This window comes from Paenibacillus sp. LC231 (genome assembly GCF_001860525.1).
GTDB lineage: Bacteria > Bacillota > Bacilli > Paenibacillales > Paenibacillaceae > Paenibacillus_AQ.
This window is the reverse complement of the sequence record NZ_JFOM01000026.1, coordinates 542,094-562,130: the sequence shown is the minus strand read 5'-3', so window position 1 is coordinate 562,130 and position 20,037 is coordinate 542,094. Positions and strand designations below refer to the sequence as shown.

22 protein-coding genes and 1 riboswitch are annotated in these 20,037 nt (G+C 51.2%); of the genes, 19 read left to right on the top strand and 3 right to left on the bottom strand.

Annotated elements, in window-relative coordinates; genetic code table 11:
• Positions 1 to 127: 127 nt before the first annotated feature.
• Positions 128 to 385: a GlsB/YeaQ/YmgE family stress response membrane protein gene (locus AK95_RS19630; RefSeq protein WP_006208269.1), complete on the bottom strand. Its 258-nt coding sequence runs from the start codon at positions 383 to 385 to the stop codon at positions 128 to 130.
• Positions 386 to 581: 196 nt separating this feature from the next.
• On the opposite strand from AK95_RS19630, the gene AK95_RS19625 reads away from it, so the two are divergent.
• From AK95_RS19625 to AK95_RS19565, 14 genes are all read left to right on the top strand, one after another.
• Positions 582 to 1,316 (top strand): acyl-[acyl-carrier-protein] thioesterase, encoded by a 735-nt coding sequence (locus tag AK95_RS19625; RefSeq protein WP_235613161.1) that lies wholly within the window; start codon positions 582 to 584, stop codon positions 1,314 to 1,316.
• A gap of 62 nt (positions 1,317 to 1,378) precedes the next feature.
• Entirely contained in the window at positions 1,379 to 2,071 is a 693-nt protein-coding gene (locus AK95_RS19620; RefSeq protein WP_071221576.1) for a response regulator transcription factor, read from the top strand.
• Between the two features lie 9 nt (positions 2,072 to 2,080).
• Positions 2,081 to 3,067, top strand: a complete 987-nt coding sequence (locus AK95_RS19615; protein ID WP_071221575.1) for a sensor histidine kinase — start codon at positions 2,081 to 2,083, stop codon at positions 3,065 to 3,067.
• Positions 3,068 to 3,647: 580 nt separating this feature from the next.
• Complete coding sequence (locus AK95_RS19610) at positions 3,648 to 4,418, top strand: ABC transporter ATP-binding protein (protein ID WP_071221574.1); 771 nt, start codon at positions 3,648 to 3,650, stop codon at positions 4,416 to 4,418.
• Positions 4,393 to 6,327 carry an FtsX-like permease family protein gene (locus AK95_RS19605; RefSeq protein ID WP_071221573.1) on the top strand — a complete coding sequence of 645 codons (1,935 nt, stop codon included), beginning with the start codon at positions 4,393 to 4,395 and terminating at the stop codon, positions 6,325 to 6,327. Before AK95_RS19610 ends, AK95_RS19605 begins: the two co-directional genes overlap by 26 nt.
• Before the next feature lie 86 nt (positions 6,328 to 6,413).
• On the top strand, positions 6,414 to 7,235 hold the full coding sequence (locus AK95_RS19600) for an MBL fold metallo-hydrolase (RefSeq protein ID WP_071221572.1): 822 nt from the start codon (positions 6,414 to 6,416) through the stop codon (positions 7,233 to 7,235).
• 258 nt (positions 7,236 to 7,493) lie between these two features.
• Complete coding sequence (locus AK95_RS19595; RefSeq protein ID WP_071221571.1) at positions 7,494 to 8,147, top strand: sigma-70 family RNA polymerase sigma factor; 654 nt, start codon at positions 7,494 to 7,496, stop codon at positions 8,145 to 8,147.
• A complete protein-coding gene (locus AK95_RS19590) occupies positions 8,147 to 8,599 on the top strand; it encodes a GNAT family N-acetyltransferase (RefSeq protein WP_235613160.1) in 453 nt (150 codons plus the stop codon). The genes AK95_RS19595 and AK95_RS19590 overlap by 1 nt, the downstream gene beginning before the upstream one ends.
• 353 nt (positions 8,600 to 8,952) lie before the next feature.
• A complete protein-coding gene (locus tag AK95_RS19585) occupies positions 8,953 to 10,119 on the top strand; it encodes a bis-aminopropyl spermidine synthase family protein (protein ID WP_071221569.1) in 1,167 nt (388 codons plus the stop codon).
• A gap of 62 nt (positions 10,120 to 10,181) precedes the next feature.
• Positions 10,182 to 12,317: a DNA topoisomerase III gene (locus AK95_RS19580; protein ID WP_071221568.1), complete on the top strand. Its 2,136-nt coding sequence runs from the start codon at positions 10,182 to 10,184 to the stop codon at positions 12,315 to 12,317.
• A gap of 102 nt (positions 12,318 to 12,419) precedes the next feature.
• Positions 12,420 to 12,557, top strand: a complete 138-nt coding sequence (locus AK95_RS34550; RefSeq protein WP_181469949.1) for a hypothetical protein — start codon at positions 12,420 to 12,422, stop codon at positions 12,555 to 12,557.
• Positions 12,558 to 12,787: 230 nt separating this feature from the next.
• Positions 12,788 to 13,051: a DUF1294 domain-containing protein gene (locus AK95_RS19575; protein ID WP_071221567.1), complete on the top strand. Its 264-nt coding sequence runs from the start codon at positions 12,788 to 12,790 to the stop codon at positions 13,049 to 13,051.
• Positions 13,052 to 13,188: 137 nt separating this feature from the next.
• Positions 13,189 to 13,623, top strand: a complete 435-nt coding sequence (locus AK95_RS19570; protein WP_071221566.1) for a universal stress protein — start codon at positions 13,189 to 13,191, stop codon at positions 13,621 to 13,623.
• Between the two features lie 125 nt (positions 13,624 to 13,748).
• The gene (locus tag AK95_RS19565) at positions 13,749 to 14,045 is read left to right on the top strand and encodes a hypothetical protein (protein WP_235613159.1); all 297 of its coding nucleotides are present in this window, start codon (positions 13,749 to 13,751) and stop codon (positions 14,043 to 14,045) included.
• 21 nt (positions 14,046 to 14,066) lie between these two features.
• Here the strand turns inward: AK95_RS19565 and AK95_RS19560 are convergent, their stop codons facing one another.
• Together AK95_RS19560 and AK95_RS34235 are read right to left on the bottom strand one after the other, a co-directional pair.
• Positions 14,067 to 14,678: a histidine phosphatase family protein gene (locus AK95_RS19560; protein WP_071221565.1), complete on the bottom strand. Its 612-nt coding sequence runs from the start codon at positions 14,676 to 14,678 to the stop codon at positions 14,067 to 14,069.
• A gap of 293 nt (positions 14,679 to 14,971) precedes the next feature.
• Entirely contained in the window at positions 14,972 to 15,133 is a 162-nt protein-coding gene (locus AK95_RS34235; protein ID WP_162487608.1) for a hypothetical protein, read from the bottom strand.
• A 126-nt stretch (positions 15,134 to 15,259) separates the two neighbouring features.
• A riboswitch (purine riboswitch) is annotated at positions 15,260 to 15,361 on the top strand.
• A 193-nt stretch (positions 15,362 to 15,554) separates the two neighbouring features.
• Between AK95_RS34235 and purE the strand changes: the two genes are divergently transcribed.
• The 5 genes from purE (at position 15,555) to purS (ending at position 20,037) form a co-directional block, all read left to right on the top strand.
• Complete coding sequence (gene purE, locus AK95_RS19555) at positions 15,555 to 16,040, top strand: 5-(carboxyamino)imidazole ribonucleotide mutase (protein WP_009592351.1); 486 nt, start codon at positions 15,555 to 15,557, stop codon at positions 16,038 to 16,040.
• On the top strand, positions 16,037 to 17,224 hold the full coding sequence (gene purK / locus AK95_RS19550; RefSeq protein ID WP_071221564.1) for a 5-(carboxyamino)imidazole ribonucleotide synthase: 1,188 nt from the start codon (positions 16,037 to 16,039) through the stop codon (positions 17,222 to 17,224). The genes purE and purK overlap by 4 nt, the downstream gene beginning before the upstream one ends.
• A 3-nt stretch (positions 17,225 to 17,227) precedes the next feature.
• Positions 17,228 to 18,523 (top strand): adenylosuccinate lyase, encoded by a 1,296-nt coding sequence (gene purB, locus AK95_RS19545; RefSeq protein ID WP_071221563.1) that lies wholly within the window; start codon positions 17,228 to 17,230, stop codon positions 18,521 to 18,523.
• A gap of 327 nt (positions 18,524 to 18,850) precedes the next feature.
• Complete coding sequence (locus tag AK95_RS19540; RefSeq protein ID WP_071221562.1) at positions 18,851 to 19,741, top strand: phosphoribosylaminoimidazolesuccinocarboxamide synthase; 891 nt, start codon at positions 18,851 to 18,853, stop codon at positions 19,739 to 19,741.
• 50 nt (positions 19,742 to 19,791) lie between these two features.
• Positions 19,792 to 20,037: a phosphoribosylformylglycinamidine synthase subunit PurS gene (gene purS / locus AK95_RS19535; RefSeq protein WP_012819094.1), complete on the top strand. Its 246-nt coding sequence runs from the start codon at positions 19,792 to 19,794 to the stop codon at positions 20,035 to 20,037.

Genomic DNA, 20,037 nt, shown 5'->3' with positions numbered 1-20,037 from the left:
AGGGTGACCTACCGCCATGATGGCGAATAGGTCACCCTGTTTGGTTGTGGATTTTACCGCTGCGTAATCTGAATCGTGGCAGTTGCCGGTAAATCGCACCATGAAAGCCTTCATCCTATCAATCAAGTTAGGAACGGCCGCGTCTCATCGAACCCATGATCAGGCTGACGATAAAGACAAGTACCACGGCACCGATCAGAGCAGGCAGGATGAAGAATCCTCCCATTTCCGGTCCCCAAGATCCGAGCAGAAGTCCACCAAGCCAAGCACCGACAAAACCAGCAATGATGTTACCGATGATACCGCCGGGAATGTCTCTGCCCATAATCAAGCCCGCAATCCAACCAATGATACCACCAACGATTAATGACCAAAGAAAACTCATTGTTTATCACCTCGTATAAGTTATAGTTGTTTGTGCCTTACTATTAACCAAAGACGTGACTTTTAAACCGGATGATGACAAAATCACTTTTTTCCAGCAGACCAAATATCGTGTCATTCTTTGATAAATGCAGGGCTTTTGATTATGCTTGAATTATCGTTAGGTTGATAATAATAAAGGAGCTGGCATGGGACTCATGGTTGAGAAATGGACTGAAGAATATACGATTCAATCCGTTGATGCGGATTTTAAAGGGGATTGCCGTTGGTCTTCGCTGCTCAGTATTTTGCAAAGAGCGGCTGACCGGCATATTGAGGCGCTCGGGATCAGTCGCGAGGAGATGATCGAGCGGGGAATGGGCTGGATGCTGATAACGCTTGAGCTTGATATGCGGCAGATGCCAAGGGATATGGACACAGTATATGTTGACACCTGGAGCCGCGGGTCCAAAGGAGCGCTGTGGCACCGGGATTATCGGATAAAGAACGGCTCTGGAGAAATGCTGGGCGAAGCCCGCTCGGTATGGGCCCTGGTGGATATCCATAAACGGAAAATTTTGCGTCCGTCCATGTTTCCATATGAGGTGCCGATCGGCGAGGAAACGGTTGGAGAACTGCCAAACAAAGCCGTATTACCGGAAGGAGTACAGCTGGATGAGGCGTATACGTACATGGTCCGGTATAGCGGAATCGATACGAATGGTCATTTGAATAATGCCCGTTATGCAGACCTGTGCTTTGACGTGCTGAGTGAGCAGGAGCTTCGGGAAGGGCAAGTGACCGGCTTCAAAATTACATATCATAACGAGGCCAGGCTGAAGGATACGATGCTGATCAGACGTTCGGCGGAGGAGAACAACAGGGTGTATGTGCAGGGCACGTCGCCGGACGGAACCAACTTTTTTGAAGCGGCTATCGTTAGGGAATCATAAACCATCAGGTGGATTCTTTCGGAAGGGAAAGAACGGCCTGACGCTTCATGGAGGGTGAACGGATGTACAAAATCATGATTGTTGAGGATGACCCCAAGCTGGCGGGGCTGCTGCAATCGCATATCGAACGGTACGGAAATGATGGAACCATCATCGAGGATTTCGATCATGTGCTGGAGCGATTCCATGAGATAAAGCCGCATATTGTTCTGCTCGACGTGAATCTGCCAAGCTTTGACGGCTATTATTGGTGCCGCCAGATCAGGTCGGTATCAACCTGTCCGATTATTTTCATATCCGCTCGGAACGGGACCCCCGATCAGTTACGGGCGCTGGAGAACGGCGCGGATGATTATATCACCAAGCCGTTTGCTTATGATATCGTCATCGCCAAGATCCACAGCCAGCTTCGACGCGTATACGGTGATTATGCAGCAGCATCCGCCGAGCGTACGGTTGAGAAGGACGGGCTGGTCCTGTATCCCGAACGGATGGAGCTGATCCTTGAGGACCGGACATCCATACTCACCAAAAAAGAAACCATCCTCCTGGAGACGCTGCTAAGCCGGAGCCCCCGGCTGGTCACGCGCGAGACGATTCTGGAGAAGCTGTGGGATGATACGTTCGTTGACGATAATACGCTCAGCGTGAATATTAACCGGGTGCGCAAACGGCTTGCGGAGTTAGGGATTGAGAATGCGCTGGAAACGATCCGCGGCTCCGGATACCGCCTGCACACGGTTTGGAAGAGGTAAGGGGAGGTTATGAAAAAGCTGTTTTGGCGTGAGCAACTGCCCTTGATACTATTTACGGTCGCCGAGTTGTTTGTGGTGCTGCTCGTATTCTGGTATGACGGTTATGATCATCCGGTGACAGCGGCCTATGCCGTTTTCCTCGGTCTGACCATTCTGGGCGGATACTTGGCATTCCGGTACTTCACGCACCGGGATTTCTATGAGCGGCTGTCACAGCCTATCAGGTCGCTGGAGGAATCGATCAAGCATAATGAATCGGCCCCGCTGCCCACGGCTCTTAGCGAGCTCATGGAAGAGCAATACCGTCAATACCGAACGGTCATGGAGGAGTGGGAGCGCCGGCGGAAAGAGCATATGATCTTCATGAATCAATGGGTACATCAGATGAAAACGCCGCTGTCCGTCATTGAGGTGATCACGCAAGAGGATGATAACGATTCCTTCAAGAGTATATCCGAAGAGTCCGACCGGATTCGGCGCGGGCTTGAGATGGTGCTTTACATGTCCAGGCTCGAAACATTTGAACAGGATTTCAGCGTGGAGCCTGTGAAGCTCCACCAGATTGCAGTCGATGCAGTTCACGAGAACAAGCGCTACTTTATTCACAGCCATGTGTATCCGGAAGTCCGGATCGACCCGGACCTCACCGTCCAGACGGATGTCAAGTGGCTTCGTTTCATCATGCTGCAGCTGCTGTCCAATGCCGTCAAATATTCCGCCGGTACCGGTCTTAAAGTGACGATCCAAGCCCATCGGAGCGAGGATCACCGTCATGTTGTGCTGGAGATCACGGATCGCGGGATAGGCATACCCAAATCCGACATGAAGCGGGTGTTCGACCCGTTCTATACCGGGGAAAACGGACGCAAGCTTAAGGAATCCACCGGCATGGGCTTATATCTCGTCAAGGAGGTCGTTCATAAAATGAACCACCAAATCGAGCTGGAATCCGAGCAGGGGAAAGGAACGACCGTGAGGTTGATTTTTTCGGGGTGAGACTCGGGATAAGTAGTCCTGTTGGCGTGTCTGACTGGCGAAGGCTTAAGATGTCGAGTAAGTTGTTGGTTGCTTAACATCGAGATGACGGTATGGATTTAGGCGCCGAGTTGGGTCAGTCAGACTATATCTAAGTTAATCATAGATTATGAAGCGATACAGTAAGTTACCTAAATACTTTATGAGAGCACCTTATCTGGGGTAAAAGATGGTTGTTAAAACATCATGAAGCCCTGAGATAAGGTTCTTTCTTTTGTTTTAAAGACTAAGTAGGCATCTGCACGTACCAGCAGAGAGGACGAAACGATTCCGAAGAAGCGAAGCGTTCGCCTTTGCACCCGAATTTTCACCACAGTGTAATCGTTCAGAAAATTTGGGGCAACAGCGATCGTAGGAACGCTACATACTTGGAGCGGTCTAAAAGCGCAAAAGTGACGTGCTCGGAGCTCTATTACTTTTAGTAAAAATATGAATCTTACACCGATGTAAGATTGGTGAAAGAGTGATCGATAGGAGAAGCTCCGCCGGATGCTATACACTAACCTTACAAGATATGAATAACGAAGGTGAGGTTTACAAGATGGAAATACTAAACGTGCGCAATTTGGGCAAAGTCTACAAGGCCGCGGTGTCCCACGAGGCGCTTTCCAATATCAATCTGAGCATCAACGAAGGAGAATTCGTTGGCATCATGGGACCATCCGGGAGCGGAAAAACAACGCTGCTTAACATGATATCCACCATCGACCGTCCCACATCCGGGGAGATTCTTATTGGCGGGGAAGATCCGTTCCGTTTATCCCAGGATAAACTCGCGATGTTTCGCCGCCGTGAGCTCGGGTTTGTCTTTCAGTCCTTCAACCTGCTGAATACGCTGACGGTTAAGGAGAACATCCTGCTGCCCTTGGCGCTGGACGGGGTGGATCTGGATGAGATGAATCGCCGGGTAGGGATATTGGCCGAGAAGCTGGGCATAACATCGATCCTGGATAAGCGGACTTACGAAATATCCGGGGGACAGGCGCAGCGGACGGCCGTAGCACGTGCGATGATCCATGTACCGAAGCTGGTCCTGGCCGATGAACCGACGGGGAATCTGGACTCCAAATCGGCGCGCGACGTCATGGAGATTATGGACCGGAGAAACAAAGAGGACAAAGTGACGATGCTGCTGGTCACCCACGATCCGGTTGCCGCAAGTTACTGCAATCGGGTGGTGTTTATCAAGGACGGTCAGTTGTACAACGAAATCACATACGGCGAGAGTCAATCGGCCTTTTACCAAAAAATCATCAATGTGTTATCGCTGCTGGGAGGTTCGGGACATGAATTTTCGCCAGTTCGCCATTAACAATGTCCTGCGCAGCAAGCGCACGTATATCGCCCATTTCCTGAGCAGCGCCTTCTCGGTCATGATTTTCTTTACCTACGGGCTGCTGTCGTTTCATCCTCAGCTGAAGGATGGCCTGGTGTCCTCCAGCGATACCATGTCCATGCTGGGCACGATGGGCATGACGGTATCCCAGTACATTGTGTTTGTCTTTTCGTTCTTTTTCCTGCTCTATTCCGTGGGGGCCTTTATTAAAGTCCGGAAGAAGGAATTCGGCATACTGTTGATTCTCGGGATGTCCCGCAAACAATTGAACCGGATGCTGTTCATCGAAAATATATTGATTGGCGTTGCGGCGATCGCAGCCGGGATCGGGACGGGCGTTCTGTTCTCGAAACTGATTCTGTTAATCAGCGCGAAGCTGCTGGCCGTGGATAATGGACTTCCGTTTTATTTTCCGCTCAAAGCGCTTCTTATCACAGCAGCGGCTTATGCCGTCCTGTTCCTGCTGATTGCACTGTGTTCTTCGTTCATGCTGAGGAAGGGTACACTGCTTGCGCTCGTGAAAGCGGAGGAAAGTCCCAAACCGCAGCCCAAAGCCTCTCCTTGGCTGGCCGTGCTGGCTGTCCTGTTGATTGGTGCCGGATACGGTATGGTTTTGGTTTTTGCGATTCTCCAAATCTTTAATTTTATTCTGCTGTTTGGAGGCGTTGTTCTCGTTGTCATCGGCACGTATTTTCTCTTCACCCAGTTCAGCGTATATTTTATGCGGTATTTGCAGAAGAAGGAGCGATTTTTCTTCCGTCGAACCAATCTGCTGACAATCTCGGAGCTCCTGTACAGAATCAAGGACAATGCGGTGATGTTTTTCCTCGTTTCGGTTATCTCGGCATCTGCCTTTACCGGCATCGGGACCACGCTCGCAATTGGAGATCCGGGCTTGTCAGCCATGGAGAACCCTTATGCCTACACATACTCCATGTATGATGAGGACGCTGATAAAGGGAATCGGCATCTTGATATCATCAGGGAGGAGCTTAAAAAAGGCGGGTTCGATTATAAGGAGGCGGAGGTTACCCCGATTTTCTCGGATAACGGGGTGCAACTGGTTAAGCTTAGCCAATATAACCGTCTCATTCAGTCGCTGGGTTACCCGGCAGAAACATTGGGCGACCTGGAAGGGATCTTGACTCCGGGAACGGTCTCGGAGAAGAACAGCTACCGAATCAACGGTCCTTTAAATAGTCAGTTCGAGGTATTAAACGGCAAGAAATCGGAAATCGTCAAGGTGCTCAAAGCCGAAACGTTTATTGCCGTACCGGCAACCTATGGCGAGACGCTGGTCGTATCCGACCGCTTGTACGACGATGCGTTCAAGGCACAGCAGGTTCAGGATCAGGAGTACGGTTATGCGGCATACCATACGTTTTTCGTTCAGGATTGGAAGAATACTGGGGATGTATCCAGAGCGATTCTGGATCGTCTCAACGAGAATGAGGACTACAGTTATTATGTAAAATCATTGTATATGGATTGGAAAAGCGCCCAGCAGCAGAACGGCATTCTGCTTATGGTTAGCGGCCTGGTCGGCATCGTGTTCTTCACCTTCGCGGCAAGCTTCGTTTATTTCCGGCTGTATGCGGATCTTGCTCGGGACGAACAGCAGTACCGCATGATTGCCAAGGTCGGCCTCAGTAAAAAAGAGCTTGGCACCATCATTACCAAGCAGCTTGTCATTATGTTCTTTTTGCCGATGCTGATCGCACTCATTCATAGCGGCGTTGCCTTCGTAGCCCTGCAGCAACTGGTAGACTTCTCGATTGTTGGGCACAGTTTGAAGATCTTTATCTTCTTCCTGAGCATCCAGGTCATATATTTCTTTATTACTCGCTGGCGTTATCTGGACCGTCTCAACAAAATCATTCAGTAAAAATCGCCATTTCTTCGTTGAAAAGTGCCAAAACGGGTATGTTATTACAAGAAGCATTTACAACGAGAAGTGGGGGCGATTCCATAATGAAGGATCACAGCATGTTAAAGACGGGTGCAGTAGAGACGGAAGAGATTACGCCGAATATTCTATCCTTGCGTACGGTTATGGTGAACGTCCAGATGATCGGTACGCCGGGGACGGGCGACTGGGTACTGATTGATACGGGACTCGGAAATTTCGAAGGATCCATTGTAGAAGAAGCTGAGAAAAGATTCGGAAAACCGCCGGTTTGCATTGTGCTCACCCATGGCCATTTCGACCATGTCGGGAATGTGAAGGAATTGGCGGACCGTTGGAGCGTACCTGTCTACGCTCATCGGGATGAACTCCCATTCCTTACGGGAAAAGAAGACTATCCACCAGGTGATCCAAGCGTGGGCGGCGGATTGATGGCCCGCGTTGCCCCGATGTATCCGAACAAAGCCATCGATCTGGGCTCCAGGATACAACCGCTGCCGGAGGACGGCAGCGTGCCGGGTCTTTCTGAATTCAAATGGCTGCCGACACCGGGCCATAGCCCCGGCCATATTTCTCTGTTCCGCGAACGGGATCGAGTACTCGTAGCGGGAGACGCGGTGATTACGGTGAAGCAAGAGTCGGCGTTAGCCGTCATCGGGCAGGAGAAGGAGCTGCATGGTCCGCCGATGTATTTTACCCCGGATTGGAATCTTGCGCGGGAGTCGGTTCGCCGCCTGTCAAGCTTGAATCCCGGAGTTCTGATCACGGGACACGGAGTTTCGATGCGGGGTGAGGAGCTTACCGCTTCACTTGAACGGCTAGCTCGAGATTTTGATCGTTTGGCCGTTCCCGAGCAAGGTCGATATGTGGATAAGGAACCGAATTGAATGAGAACGGATCAATCATCCGTTTCATGACATGAACGATTTATAGGCTGAACGAGACACCGTAAGGGCGATGACCTTGCGGTGTTTTTTCATAGGCTGAATATTCAATATGGAAATGATTAACGGAATTGTGCGAAAATGAAGGTGATGGCAACACCGGATTTTTAAAAAAAAGATGAACTGGCGTGAACCTAATCGCGCTCTCAGGCATCTAACTTATGTAAGGCCAAGGAAGTGTTGCAGAGGAGGTCTCCCAATGTGAACAAGAAATCCAATATAGAACGCGATGTCCAGCTTGCCAAGCATGGGGATCGGGAAGCCTTTAGCAGGCTGGTCCACGCTTGTGAGCGTAATTTGTATGGCTTGGCCCGCTTGTATCTGAGGCGGGAAGAGGATTGCGCGGATGCCGTACAGGAAGCGATTTATAAATCCTTCGCAGCGATGTCGACCTTAAAGCAGCCTGCTTATTTTAGAACATGGCTGTCCCGCATTCTTATTCATGAATGCCTGCAACTGCTGCGCTCCCAGCAGCGGCTGCGGACGGTTGAACTTGCCAATGGGGGTGCCGATGCACTGCCGTATGAAGCGATCGAACTCAACGAAGCCGTGACCCATCTGGAAGATGATTTACGCAGAGTTATTCAGCTTCACTATTATCGGGATATACCGATCAACCATATCGCCAAGATGGTAGGTATACCGGAAGGAACGGTGAAATCCCGGCTGTACCGGGCGCGTGCCATATTGGCGGAAAGATTGGATCCTTCCACGGAAAGGAACGTGAGCCATGACCCGATAGTATGTAAGGAGCCGAGTCTGAAGAACTTTGCTCCTATACTCATGATGATCCGGACGGTTAGGCTTATCGGGGATTACGATATCATTCACAGATCATGGGGTGTAACGGCTTGATGGAAACGAAACAGAATGTTAGATTGATGGACAAACCCGACCTTGGAGCATGTTCCGAGCTGATGCTCAAGGTCTTTAGCGTCGAACCCTGGTTCGATCAGTGGGACTCCGTGCAGCATGTGCAGCAATACCTCGGGGAATTTATGGACAATCCGGTATTCCTGGGATTTGTTATAGAACAGGATGGTAAGATACTGGGAGCTTGTTTTGGTCATACGAAGAGCTGGTATAGCGGTGAGGAATACTATATCCAGGAGTATTATATCGATACCGATCTGCAGGGCGGCGGACTAGGTTCGGCATTAATGCATGGCATAAAGGAGTATTTGAAATCGATTAACATTCATTGCATGGTGCTGCTTACGGAAAAGGATCTTCCGGCGGAAGATTTTTATCGGAAACACGGTTTTGAAGTGAAGAAGGATATCATTTTTATGGCCAACAGATTTTAGTCGGCGGGATTTATATTGAAAATAGGGGAGCTGTCTTGATGTCGGTGCGTGTTCATAACTAACCAAATTATATAGGACTCTCTGCTTGTGTTTTGGCAAAAACCCACTTTATGTGAGGTTTATTTGTCATGGCGCGAAGGCTCTGAGTCCACCTGGTTAAGAACACAACAGCCATCCCTTATATATTGACTGTACAGCCGTGCCCCGGGCACGGCTTCCCGCTGGGGGACAGAAGGTGGACGATGGTTCATGGACTTCTGTCCTTTTTTTATTACTGCAGCACGTATGGGGTTACGTGTGTTCTTTTCCAGGGGCAATAACCACCCCATATTCAGGAAAAGAGCGTGATTCACATGATGAATTATATAGAAGAAGTGAAAACCAAGGTTCGTTTGCAGGAAGGCGTTCAGGTGATTGAACAGCTGCTGGTAGCGAGTTATATGCGGCCCGGTATTTCAACCAAGGAGCTGGCACGACATACGTATCTACCCGTTCCAATCACTGCGGCAATCAAGAAGGAGCTTATCAAGGCAGGTGCTCTCATTCAAGAGCGGGGAGTTCGCTGCACATCTGCCGGGAAGGTGTACGTTGAACATGAACTAGGATACGGAGGGATCGATCAAGATCTGTATCAGAAGCTTATGGCCGAGGAAACCGATTGGCAGCCGGAGCTTTCTGATGTACTAGCGAGGCTTACGGAGATCCTGGAGCAGCGCCCCCAAGTCGATGTTCAGATCGACCAATCCCAATGCACGGTTGAGACGAGTCTTCGGAGAGCCGTTCTGTGTCTGAGGGAGAACAGCCTGATCGGCAAGAACATCCTGTGCGTTGGCGATGACGACCTCGTGAGCATCTCGTTGGGTCTGCTGCTTAAACGGCTGTTCCCGAACGCAAAGGACCAGAGAGCCGCCATTACCGTAATGGATATCGATGAGCGATTCCTGCGGTTTATCCAGCGTGCAGCTGCAAAAGAAGGCTTATCGGTTACATGCAGACATATCGATCTTAGGCAGCCGTTGCCTGAGGGCTGGAACGGGCAATATGATTGCTTTTTTACGGATCCGCCGTACACGCTTCAAGGGCTGACCCTGTTCTTATCCAGAGGGATTAGCGCGTTGAAACACGAGAAGGGATGCCCCATCTTTCTCTCCTTCGCCCACAAATCTCCCGATTTCACATGGTCCATGCAGCGTGAATTCGTCCGTATGGGTTTGTCGGTAAAGCAGGTGCTGCTTCATTTCAATCAATACATCGGAGCGCAGATGATCGGCAATAGCGGTCAGATGATCGTGCTAACAACGACGGAATTTACGGAGCCGCATATTACGGATTCTTTCGAGGAGGAGCTCTACACAGGCGAGGTTAGGCGAACGGTCCGAACCTACAGATGCATCCAATGTCAGGGCGAGCTGCAGGTGGGCGTGCAGGGTGATTATTCCACGATCGAGGATTTGAAGAAGCAGGGCTGTCCCGTATGTGCCAATCTTACGTTCACATGGCTGGCTAAGAAAACGATCTGACTTATCTTTGTGGAAACAATCGAGGGGAGGTTATAATAGGAGGACAGAGGAAGGGGAGGGCTATGAAAGTATTAGTATTGGCTGAGAAGCCGTCCGTTGCCAAGGAAATTGCGAGAGTAATGGGCAGCCGCGAGAAGCAGAAGAATTATTTTGAAGGACCGAAATATATTGTGACCTGGGCGCTTGGACATTTGGTAGGACTTGCCGAACCCGAGGACTATGATAAGAAGTACCAGACTTGGGCGCTGGAGGATTTGCCGATCCTTCCGGATAACACGAGGCTTAAGGTGCTGAAGGAAACAAGCCACCAGTTCAAGACGGTTCAGCATCTGATGAAGCGCCCGGATGTCGGCGAGATGATTATTGCCACCGATGCTGCCCGTGAAGGGGAGCTGCTTGCACGCTGGATCCTCAAAATGGCGAAGTGGAACAAGCCGTTCAAGCGGCTGTGGATTTCTTCCCAGACGGATAAGGCGATCAAGGAAGGTTTTGCATCACTCAAGCCGGGGCAGCAGTTCGACCGGCTGTATGAATCCGCACGCTGCCGGGCGGAAGCGGATTGGATGGTTGGACTGAATGTGACGCGTGCGCTGACGACCAAATTTAATGCACAGTTGTCGGCAGGCCGGGTTCAGACGCCAACGCTCGGGATGATCATGGACCGGGAGAAGGAAATCGTGAATTTCCGCTCTCAGGAATATGAGACGCTGCAGGCGGATCTTGGGGATTTTGAGGTTTCGTGGCGTCCGGCCGGCGGAGACGGTCGTCTATTCGAGAAGGATAAGGCGGCCAAGCTGAAGCAGAAGCTGGAGGGCAGCACCGGTAAAATCGTCAGCGTGAAAAAGAGCGAGAAAACCGAGCCGCATCCGCTGGCCTATGATTTGACCGAATTACAGCGGGATGCCAACCGCCGATTCGGGTTCTCGGCCAAGCAGACCTCGAACGTGCTGCAGCGCCTGTATGAGCAGCATAAGCTGGTCACCTATCCGCGTACGGACAGCCGTTACCTGACATCGGATATGGTCGGAACGTTGAAGGAGAGACTGTCGAGCATCGCGATCGGGCCCTATGCCTCCATTGCACGTCCGCTGCTGCGTAAAAATTTATCGCCGGGCAAACGGGTCGTGGATGACAGCAAGGTTACGGATCACCATGCCATCATTCCAACCGAACAGACCGTGCTGCTGAATCAGCTGTCAGTGGATGAACGCAAGCTGTACGATCTTATCGTACGCCGGTTCATCAGCTTGTTCTATCCTCCTGCCCGCTACGATAACGTATCGGTTACCGTTCAGATTGAGGGAGAACAGCTCTACGCAAAAGGGACTACGATCAAGGACAGCGGCTGGCGCGAGGTATATGGCGGCGATTATGACGATGACGCTGAAGACGAGCAGGACGATGTTCAGGGCCAGTCTTCAGGCAAGCTCCTGCCGGAGCTGCGAGAAGGAGAGTCGGTGAAGGTGGTCCGCTGCGTACTGAAACCGGGACGCACCCAGCCGCCGAAGCGTTATAACGAAGCGGCGCTGCTCTCCCAGATGGAGAAGCACGGTCTTGGAACCCCAGCGACTCGGGCTGATATCATCGAGAAGCTGGTTAGCTCGGATACGATCGAACGGCAGGGGCAAACCCTCCATCCGACAGGCAAAGGCAAGCAGCTGATCGAGCTTGTCGCTCCAGAGCTGAGAACACCGGAACTCACGGCACGCTGGGAGGCCGAGCTCGAACGGATCGCGAAAGGACAAGGCAAGCCGGAACCGTTCTTGCGTGGAATTCGGGACATGACCAAGAAGCTGGTCACGGATGTGAAGGGAAGCGAAGCGGAGTACAAACCGCATAATGTCTCGAACAGCCACTGTCCGGATTGCGGGACAAGACTGCTGGAGAAGAAGACTAAGCGCGGCAAGCTGCTTGTCTGCCCGAGTGACGATTGCGGATACAAGCGCTCAGGCGAGAAGCGTCTGTCCAATCGCCGCTGTCCGCAGTGCCACAAGAAGATGGAGATGAAAGAAGGCAAGGCGGGGCTGTTCGTGCAATGCCTGGGCTGCGGCATTACGGAAACGCTGAAGAAGGATGCCAAGCATGTGAACAAACGCGAGGAGCGGAAGCTCGTGCAGCAATATAGTAAGCAGGAGTCGATCGGTTCGAACCTGGGCGACCTGTTGAAGGCGGCCCTTGAGCAGAAGGGGAAGGAATAATCTGCATAAGGCTTCTCCCAATTGCTTGAAAAGCGATTTTCTTGCCGTCGCTAGCATAACCTCGGGTAGAATGGCTCATTCTACGGACAGGGGGTGATTTGCATGCCGAATCATAAAGCAAGAAAAAGCGAAAACCAGCAGAACAAATCAAGCATTCTTGAGGAGAGCAAGACCCTCAAACCGAAAAAGGCTGCAGACTATGTTCCGAGCCTGAATGAAATATCCAAGAATGAATCATAAGTTTTGAGTAGTGGTTGAGCTTGGCCTGGTTGTCATTATGCCGGACACGGGTTCGTTGGAATTATGACGTCGGCCGTGTCCTAATAATGGCATTCATAGATGGGCATGATCCAAGATTATTTAGCCGGCATTGTCTTCATTAGCCTGCAGTTTTATAATAGCCATAGAATGTATAGCAAATGGCTGATTGGGGAAGATCGATCAGTTGGAATGGGGGTGCGTGAACCAACGTGAGACCTGCACTGATCGTTTGGTTTATTTTTATCAATGCGGTAGCCTACCTGGTCATGTCGGAGGATAAACGGCGTGCCCGAATGGGACGGGATCGGGTTCCGGAGAGAACGCTGTTTCTGCTGGCTGCCATAGGCGGGGCCTTGGGTGTATGGATTGCCATGTACCGCAAGCGTCATAAAACGAGGCATTTATCATTTAAAATGGGCGTGCCGCTGTTGTTAGTCGTGAATGTCGCGCTATACACGTACTTCTGGGGATAATCTGTTTAATCTGAACTACATAGGAATATCTCAGCGAGTGAGCAAGCTCGTTTCATAACGGTATGAAGTTGTTTAATAATAAGTAGTAGGTCTTTTAACTGTAGTAGGTCTCTTAACTATAGAAAGAGGTGGCCTGTATGCTTTTTACTAAAATTCTTCTAGCTTACGACGGCTCCAAAGCAGCGAATAAAGCGCTCGGACGTGCGGTTGAACTTGCCAAGGTGACACCGGGAGCAACGCTGGATGTCATTCATGCTTACGATTTTCCGCGTTTCTTCGTTGGGGAAGGGCTTGCCCCGATTCCAGCTTCACTTAATAAAGATGTCTACGATCTTGCTGTGCAGACGACAGAGGAAATCCGCGAGCGGATTGAGAAGTCAGGCGTCAACGGCCAAGTGGAGATGATCCAGGGTCCTCCGGCTGAAGTCATTCTGGAGTATGCGAATCAGAACGGCAGTGACCTGATTGTCATCGGCAGCCGCGGTCTTGGCGGTATCCGCGAGTTCGTACTGGGCAGCGTCAGCCATAATGTAGTGCAGCATGCAAAGATTCCGGTACTGGTAGTAAAATAATGTTGTTGGGACGCTTAGGCGTCCCTTTTTTATAGTGATTCTTGCATCCGCAGGTGCGGCTTCATATTTATCGTACGCGATTTGGGCCGTATCTTTCGAGCGTCCGTTAGGAGGAGAAGTGCTTTTTGTTAGAAGAGGTTCATATGGAAATTATTCTGCTTATGGTGTTGGTTGTTCTGGTCGGTCTTATGGTCTCCAGTCGAATGACGGCAATGGAGAAGCGAATGAAGCAGCAGCAGAACATGTTAAATCAAATGGCTAACCAATTAGGAATACCTGAACCGCCGGTTCATGAGGAAGTCAGACAGCTGCTGGCGGAGGGGCAGGACATAAAAGCGATTAAAATCGTAAGGGAAGAATTAGGGTTGTCTTTGGTCGAAGCCAAGCAATATGTAGATGCCATCAAACATGGGAAGCGGTAGAACCGGCCGTGGGTTTCCCGACTACAAATGAGGTGCTGCATTCTCCAGGGTAAACTCCCAGCGCCCGTCCCGGAACTCCACCCTGTGCAGCCCGGTGTTCGCCGCCGGGAAGAACGGATTCTTATTGCTCCATGCCATATCCTTGATTAGATGATAAATGATGTTAATCACTCCCCCGTGAGTGACCACCAATACGTTCTCATGATCGTTTGTAGCAAGCTGATCCTGGCATAACCTCGTGAAGGTTTTCTTAATCCGCTGGAAATTTTCTTGCGGACTTTCACCGCCCGGGTATCTTTCGTCCATCCGTAAGGTGGAAAAATACAGCCCGGGGAACTTCTCTTCCGCTAAAGAGTTAGGTATTCCAGCGAGCAGACCGTTATTCATCTCCCTCCAATCCTCGGAACCATGAAACGGAAGGCTAAGCTTATCGGCCAATATGGAGGCAGTCTGATATGCCCTCTGCAGATCGCTGCACACGATCCGGTGGATATTAAAATCATGCTTGTGTTCGTTCAAGTATTGCCCCAGCTTCTCCGCTTGCCTGATCCCTTCGTCTATGAGCCCGCGCTGGCTCCACCCTCCGCGGTACCCTTCTTCATCTTGACCATGCCTTACGAGATAGATAGCCATTGGTTCCTCCTTAGTAATAGATTCTGTTTGTGGCATTCAAATATAAATGTCGGGTCAGATGTTTTGTGGTATTTAATAGTAGTGACGGTTGTTATGAGTTCGACATTCGCTTTTATCTTCCTTGTAAGTAACCACAATGAAAGAGCAGAATATGCCTTATTTTATTCTGCGTTAATACTTTTCCCTTACCCTCTATGCAGCAGCAAAAAAACTCGTTGAATATGCTCCAGCGGAGCGGACGAATCGTGGATGGAGAAGCGCCAGCGTTCGCCTTTAAACACGGGAAACATCCATTATAGTTCAATCCAGTTTCCCGTGTTTAACAGCCGATCGGAATCACGATGCGTCAGCGCAGCGCCGAGTATGCTCCACATGTACTGCTCACGGCTTTTCATGTTCAGCAGTTGTCTACGCATTTTAATGCCACAATCTCCAAGAAGTTTTTGCTGCAGCATTGCTCACTCCCTAGATACGAACATTATTTTTTATGTAAATCCGATTGTTCGTGTTTAGGTTGACATTTGGTGTCAGAAATTGATAAACTGAGGATGTTGAGGTTCAAAATAACTTATAAAGCGTGATTGATGAAATTTAATATTTCTCGTATAAAGCCGGGGATATGGCCCGGAAGTCTCTACCCGGAAACCGTAAACTTTCGGACTACGAGGGAATACAAACGGTGCGGCTACGACGGGGCTTGGTTTCATGTTTGCCTCTTTGGCGGCGGATGCGCAAGACTCTTCTGCTTGACGCAGGCAGCAGCGTTCGTAATCCTTGTATGTCCGAGACCTGCACAGATTTTGTGTTTACGGGATCGGACTTTTTTTTCAGCAGCAGCCATTATATTGTCGAATTTCGAAGAAAGCGGGGGTACTCATGACAGCACAAGTAGGAGTCATTATGGGAAGCCAATCAGATTGGGATACGATGTCCCATGCATGCCAGGTGCTAGACGAGCTTGAAATTCCTTATGAGAAAAAAGTCGTATCCGCTCACCGGACGCCGGACTTGATGTTCCGGTATGCCGAGGAAGCGGAGGGCCGGGGGCTTCGCGTCATTATAGCCGGAGCCGGCGGGGCCGCTCACCTGCCCGGAATGGTCGCTTCGAAGACGGTATTGCCGGTTATCGGCGTTCCGGTTAAATCGAAAGCGCTGAAGGGGCTGGATTCATTGTTGTCGATCGTGCAGATGCCGGGCGGCATTCCGGTAGCAACCGTAGCGATCGGTAAAGCGGGAGCAACTAACGCCGGATTGCTCGCCGCCCAGATTTTAGGCACTTCGGATGCAGGGATTCGGGAAAGAGTGCAAGCGCGCCGGGACCGTATCCGTGACGAAGTGCTGGAAAGCAGCGATAACCTATGATGGAGAACGGAGCACAGCAGACGAAGGTCTCTAGCAAAAAGCTACTGCCTGGTTCCGTCATTGGTGTACTTGGCGGGGGACAACTCGGACGGATGATTGCGCTGGACGGGATCCGGATGGGATATTCGTTTGTCACCCTTGATCCGACGCCGAACTCCCCGCTTGGCCAGATGGCTGAGCAGGTTACGGCCCGGTATGACGACGTTGAGGCTGCCCGGCAGCTCGCCGTCAAAGCGGACGTTATTACGTACGAATTCGAAAATGTCGATGCGGGCGTCGCCCAGCTTCTGGAGGAACAGTCTTATGTTCCCCAGGGAAGCAAGCTGCTGTACACCACGCAGCACCGCTTGCGCGAGAAGGCCGCAATTGAAGCGGCCGGCGTACCGGTTGCGCCGTATCGTGAAATAACAAGCTTGGAAGATTTACAGTCCGCCGCCTCTGAACTTGGACTTCCGTGCGTGCTTAAGACCGCCATGGGAGGTTATGATGGTAAAGGGCAAGCGGTTCTCCGCAGCGAAGATGAGCTGGAATCAGCCTACAAAGAGCTGGCTGCCAGCGGGACGGAGCTGGTGTTGGAGAAGTTCGTGAAGTTCGCGTGCGAGATCTCCGTGATCGCGGCGCGTACGCCCAGCGGCATCGTGAAGAGCTTTCCCCCGGCAGAGAACGTGCATGTCAACAATATTTTGCACTTGTCGATTGTGCCTGCTCGCGTGACAAGCGAAGTACAGCGCAAAGCATGTCAGCTCGCGGAACGCGTAGCTGAAGGCATGGGAGCTGTTGGCCTGCTGGCTGTCGAGATGTTTGTGACCGAGGAGGGGGAGCTGTACGTGAATGAGCTTGCACCTCGTCCGCATAACTCGGGTCACTACACGATGGAGGCATGCTCAACCTCTCAATTCGAGCAGCATGTAAGAGCGATCTGCGATCTGCCGCTCGGGGACACAACGCTGCTGAGCCCGGTCGTCATGGTGAACCTCCTGGGACAGCATCTGGAGGAAGCGGTACGGCGCTTTGGAGAGCACGACGCGCTTGCAGAGTCTCTCGGTGTTGTGCCTAAGCTTCATCTATACGGCAAGAGCGAATCGAAGCTTAACCGCAAGATGGGACATATCAACCTCTTGTGCGGGGATGTCGATGACGCGCTCGAATGGGTAGAGAAAATGAATATTTGGAGGCAGGATTAAACGATGATTGAACGTTACAGCAGACCGGAAATGCGGGCGATTTGGACCGAGGAGAACAAATTCAGAGCATGGCTGGAAGTGGAATTGTGCGCATGTGAGGCATGGGCGGATCTCGGCGTCATTCCGAAGGAAGATACCGTTAAGCTTCGCCAGAATGCAACCTTTAATATGGATCGGATTTATGAAATCGAACAGGAAACCCGCCATGATGTCATCGCCTTTACACGCGCGGTTTCGGAAAGCCTTGGCGAGGAGCGCAAATGGGTTCACTACGGTTTGACTTCGACGGATGTGGTGGATACCGCGATGGGATATCTGCTCAAGCAAGCCAACGATATTTTGGAGCAGGACATCCTGCGCTTTATCGGTATTTTGAAAGAGAAGGCACTGGCTTACAAGCATACCCCGATGATGGGCAGAACGCATGGGGTGCATGCAGAACCGACAACCTTCGGTTTGAAAATGGCGCTGTGGCATGAAGAAATGATCCGTAACCTGGAGCGCTTCCGCCATGCGGCCGACGGCGTGCAGTACGGGAAAATTTCCGGAGCCGTTGGAACGTATGCCAACATCGATCCTTCGGTTGAAGAATTCGTCTGCCGCAAGCTTGGCACGAAGCCGGCGCCGATCTCGACCCAGACGCTGCAGCGTGACCGTCATGCGGAATACATGGCAACACTTGCGCTCATCGCGACTTCGCTCGAGAAGTTCGCTACCGAAGTCCGCGCACTCCAGAAGAGTGAGGTTCGCGAGGTCGAAGAGGCATTCGCCAAAGGACAAAAAGGTTCCTCCGCGATGCCGCATAAACGGAATCCGATCGGTTCGGAGAACATCTCGGGTCTTGCGCGCGTCATTCGCGGTCATATGGTTTCCGCTTACGAGAACGTGTCGCTCTGGCATGAGCGGGATATTTCCCACTCCTCGGTAGAACGTATCATCCTGCCGGACGCTACGATGCTGCTGAACTACATGCTGAACCGCTTCGGCAACATCGTGAAGAACCTGACCGTCTTCCCGGAGAACATGAAGCGCAACATGGCTCGCACGTTCGGCGTTCCTTTCTCGGGCCGGATCATGACGAAGCTGATCGACAAGGGCTTCAGCCGCGAGCAAGCGTACGATACCGTTCAGCCTCGGGCCATGCAGGCATGGGAAGAGCAGCGTCAATTCCGCGAGATCGTGGAATCCACGCCTGAGATCACCGAGGTGCTCAGCGCCGATGAGATCGAAGATGCATTTAATCCAAGCTGGCACCTGAAGCATGTGGATACGATTTTTGCCAAGCTGGGGTTGGAGTAGTTTAGAATTTTGTATTAGCCTGAGGGCTTAAAACTTAAAGAATCACTACAATGGAGAAGGCGGAATTGTTTTGGAGAAGCGATTGCGGTCTCCTGAAAGCTTTCCAACGGAAAGCTAGCATCGAAAGCATATGCTGTCCCCGGATTTCAGCCTTTGAATCATATTTATGGAAATCTGGGGGCAACAGAGATCGGAAAAATAATCCGCATTCGTAGTGATGTACAGCCCACAAACGTTCTATTATAAATAAATTCATTCATCCGACAGAAATATAGGGAGCGACGGTTCTCAGGATCGAGGTACACGTTGCCCCAAGGGGAGGAACACATGACATTACCGGCATTATCGACCGCCACTCATCTGGTCAACGTACCGCTGCTGTACAAGGGCAAGGTTCGTGAATTGTACGACCTGGGCGAGCACGTACTCATTGTAGTAACCGACCGCATTTCCGCTTTTGACTATGTGCTGGAGCCGCCTGTACCGGCCAAGGGAACGGTGCTGAACAAGCTGAGCGCCTTCTGGTTTGGACAAACGGCGCAGCTCATCCGCAACCATGTCGTGCATACCGATGTGAACCTGCTGGGCGATGCCGTTAAGGACAAGGACCTGCTGGACGGACGCATCATGGTGTGCCGCAAGGCCGAGCGCATCGATATCGAATGCGTGGTGCGCGGGTACATCACCGGCGGTGGCTGGAGGCAGTATCAGTCCTCGGGAGAGGTTAACGGCATTAAGCTGCCGGAGGGTCTGCGCAAGAATGAGGCTTTTCCCGAGCCGATCTTCACGCCGGCTGCCAAGAACGATGTCGGTCATGACGAGGACATCCCGCTATCGCGCATGAAGGAGCTTGTCGGCGAGGAGCTGGCGCTGCAGCTGCAGGAAAAAAGCCTGATGCTGTACAAGTTCGCCCGCGATTATTGCAGCAAGCACGGCATTATTTTGGCCGATTGCAAGTTTGAGTTCGGTTTAATCGATGGAGAGATCATTCTGATCGATGAGATTTTCACGCCGGATTCCTCCCGTTTCTGGGATGAGAAGAATTACGCGCTAGACATTGAGATTGACAGTATGGATAAGGAGCCCGTCCGCACGTATCTCGCTTCGTCCGATTGGGATAAGAACAGTGAGCCGGATCCCCTGCCACAGGCCGTGGTAGAGGAGACGACGCGCCGCTATACCGATATTTACAGTCGAATCACGGGTGCAAGCCTGTAAAGCTTTTATAAACCATTTCATTCATATATACCGAGGAGGAACAGGATACAATGTTGAAAGCAAAGGTCTACGTCACGATTAAGCAGAGCGTATTGGACCCTCAAGGGGTAGCGGTGCAAGGTGCACTTCATTCGATAGGGTACAAGGAAGTGGAAAGCCTGCGGATCGGTAAATATATGGAACTTGAGCTGGGTACGGACAACCGTGAGGAAGCCGAGCTGCGAGTAAAAGAAATGTGCGAGAAGCTTTTGGCCAATACGGTGGTTGAGAACTACCGTTATGAATTGGAGGGCTAA